Below are 3,208 nucleotides of genomic sequence, written 5' to 3'. Positions count from 1 at the left end.
AGGTGATGGGTGGCTGGTCGTTGCTTGAGAACTACACAGTGGACGCGAGCATCTGTGGCCAAGTTTTTAAGGGCGCACGGTGGATGCCTTGGCACCAGGAACCGATGAAGGACGTGGGAGGCCACGATAGTCCCCGGGGAGCCGTCAACCAGGCTTTGATCCGGGGGTTTCCGAATGGGGAAACCCGGCAGTCGTCATGGGCTGTCACCCATGCCTGAACACATAGGGCATGTGGAGGGAACGAGGGGAAGTGAAACATCTCAGTACCCTCAGGAAGAGAAAACAACCGTGATTCCGGGAGTAGTGGCGAGCGAAACCGGATGAGGCCAAACCGTATGCGTGTGAGACCCGGCAGGGGTTGCGCATGCGGGGTTGTGGGATCTCTCTTCTGTCGTCTGCCGGCGACAGGACGAGTCAGAAACCGTTGATGTAGTCGAAGGACATGCGAAAGGTCCGGCGTAGAGGGTAAGACCCCCGTAGACGAAACGTCAGCGGCTCGTTTGAGAGACACCCAAGTAGCACGGGGCCCGAGAAATCCCGTGTGAATCTGGCGGGACCACCCGCTAAGCCTAAATATTCCCTGGTGACCGATAGCGGATAGTACCGTGAGGGAATGGTGAAAAGTACCGCGGGAGCGGAGTGAAATAGTACCTGAAACCGTGTGCCTACAAGCCGTGGGAGCGTCGGGCATAGCTTGCTATGCCTCGTGACTGCGTGCCTTTTGAAGAATGAGCCTGCGAGTTTGCGGTGTGTTGCGAGGTTAACCCGTGTGGGGAAGCCGTAGCGAAAGCGAGTCCGAATAGGGCGTTTCAGTAGCACGCTCAAGACCCGAAGCGGAGTGATCTAGCCATGGGCAGGTTGAAGCGGAGGTAAGACTTCGTGGAGGACCGAACCCACCAGGGTTGAAAACCTGGGGGATGACCTGTGGTTAGGGGTGAAAGGCCAATCAAACTCCGTGATAGCTGGTTCTCCCCGAAATGCATTTAGGTGCAGCGTCGTGTGTTTCTTGCCGGAGGTAGAGCACTGGATAGGCGATGGGCCCTACCGGGTTACTGACCTTAGCCAAACTCCGAATGCCGGTAAGTGAGAGCACGGCAGTGAGACTGTGGGGGATAAGCTCCATGGTCGAGAGGGAAACAGCCCAGAGCATCGACTAAGGCCCCTAAGCGTACGCTAAGTGGGAAAGGATGTGGAGTCGCAGAGACAACCAGGAGGTTGGCTTAGAAGCAGCCACCCTTGAAAGAGTGCGTAATAGCTCACTGGTCAAGTGATTCCGCGCCGACAATGTAGCGGGGCTCAAGCGTACCGCCGAAGTCGTGTCATTGCAGCGTATAGCCCCAACGGGTGCTGTGATGGGTAGGGGAGCGTCGTGTGCCGGGTGAAGCAGCCGCGGAAGCGAGTTGTGGACGGTTCACGAGTGAGAATGCAGGCATGAGTAGCGATACACACGTGAGAAACGTGTGCGCCGATTGACTAAGGGTTCCTGGGTCAAGCTGATCTGCCCAGGGTAAGTCGGGACCTAAGGCGAGGCCGACAGGCGTAGTCGATGGACAACCGGTTGATATTCCGGTACCCGCTTTGAAACGCCCAATATCGAGCCCATTAATGCTAAGGCCGTGAAGCCGCCCTGGATCCTTCGGGTGAAGGGGAGTGGTGGAGCCGCTGACCCAAGGTGGTAGTAGGTAAGCGATGGGGTGACGCAGGAAGGTAGTCCAGCCCGGGCGGTGGTTGTCCCGGGGTAAGGGTGTAGGGCGTTGTCTAGGCAAATCCGGACAACATATAGCCTGAGACCTGATGCCGAGCCGATTGTGGTGAAGTGGATGATCCTATGCTGTCGAGAAAAGCCTCTAGCGAGTTTCATGGCGGCCCGTACCCTAAACCGACTCAGGTGGTCAGGTAGAGAATACCGAGGCGTTCGGGTGAACTATGGTTAAGGAACTCGGCAAAATGCCCCCGTAACTTCGGGAGAAGGGGGGCCATCACTGGTGAGGGAACTTGCTTCCTGAGCTGGGGGTGGCCGCAGAGACCAGCGAGAAGCGACTGTTTACTAAAAACACAGGTCCGTGCGAAGCCGTAAGGCGATGTATACGGACTGACGCCTGCCCGGTGCTGGAACGTTAAGGGGACCGGTTAGCTCTGTTTCGACAGGGCGAAGCTGAGAACTTAAGCGCCAGTAAACGGCGGTGGTAACTATAACCATCCTAAGGTAGCGAAATTCCTTGTCGGGTAAGTTCCGACCTGCACGAATGGCGTAACGACTTCTCGACTGTCTCAACCATAGGCCCGGTGAAATTGCACTACGAGTAAAGATGCTCGTTTCGCGCAGCAGGACGGAAAGACCCCGGGACCTTTACTACAGTTTGATATTGGTGTTCGGTTCGGCTTGTGTAGGATAGGTGGGAGACTTTGAAGCCGTGACGCCAGTCATGGTGGAGTCGCCGTTGAAATACCACTCTGGTCGTGCTGGATGTCTAACCTCGGTCCGTGATCCGGATCAGGGACAGTGTCTGATGGGTAGTTTAACTGGGGCGGTTGCCTCCCAAAGGGTAACGGAGGCGCCCAAAGGTTCCCTCAGCCTGGTTGGCAATCAGGTGTTGAGTGTAAGTGCACAAGGGAGCTTGACTGTGAGACCGACGGGTCGAGCAGGGACGAAAGTCGGGACTAGTGATCCGGCGGTGGCTTGTGGAAGCGCCGTCGCTCAACGGATAAAAGGTACCCCGGGGATAACAGGCTGATCTTCCCCAAGAGTCCATATCGACGGGATGGTTTGGCACCTCGATGTCGGCTCGTCGCATCCTGGGGCTGGAGTCGGTCCCAAGGGTTGGGCTGTTCGCCCATTAAAGCGGTACGCGAGCTGGGTTTAGAACGTCGTGAGACAGTTCGGTCCCTATCCGCTGTGCGCGTAGGAATATTGAGAAGGGCTGTCCCTAGTACGAGAGGACCGGGACGGACGAACCTCTGGTGTGCCAGTTGTCCTGCCAAGGGCATGGCTGGTTGGCTACGTTCGGGAGGGATAACCGCTGAAAGCATCTAAGCGGGAAGCCTGCTTCGAGATGAGTATTCCCACCTCCTTGAGAGGGTAAGGCTCCCAGTAGACGACTGGGTTGATAGGCCGGATGTGGAAGCCCAGTAATGGGTGGAGCTGACCGGTACTAATAGGCCGAGGGCTTGTCCTCAGTTGCTCGCGTCCACTGTGTTAGTTCTGAAG

1 rRNA gene is annotated in these 3,208 nt (G+C 56.9%); it reads left to right on the top strand.

Annotation, left to right across the window (positions count from 1 at the left end):
- Positions 1-56 precede the first annotated feature (56 nt).
- Positions 57-3,176: ribosomal RNA gene (locus ACH414_RS33825) — 23S ribosomal RNA — on the top strand.
- Positions 3,177-3,208 lie beyond the last annotated feature (32 nt).

It is taken from the genome of Streptomyces sp. NPDC020422 (assembly GCF_044386705.1).
GTDB lineage: Bacteria > Actinomycetota > Actinomycetes > Streptomycetales > Streptomycetaceae > Streptomyces.
The sequence above is the reverse complement of the archived record's forward strand: the minus strand, read 5'-3'. Positions and strand labels throughout refer to the sequence as shown.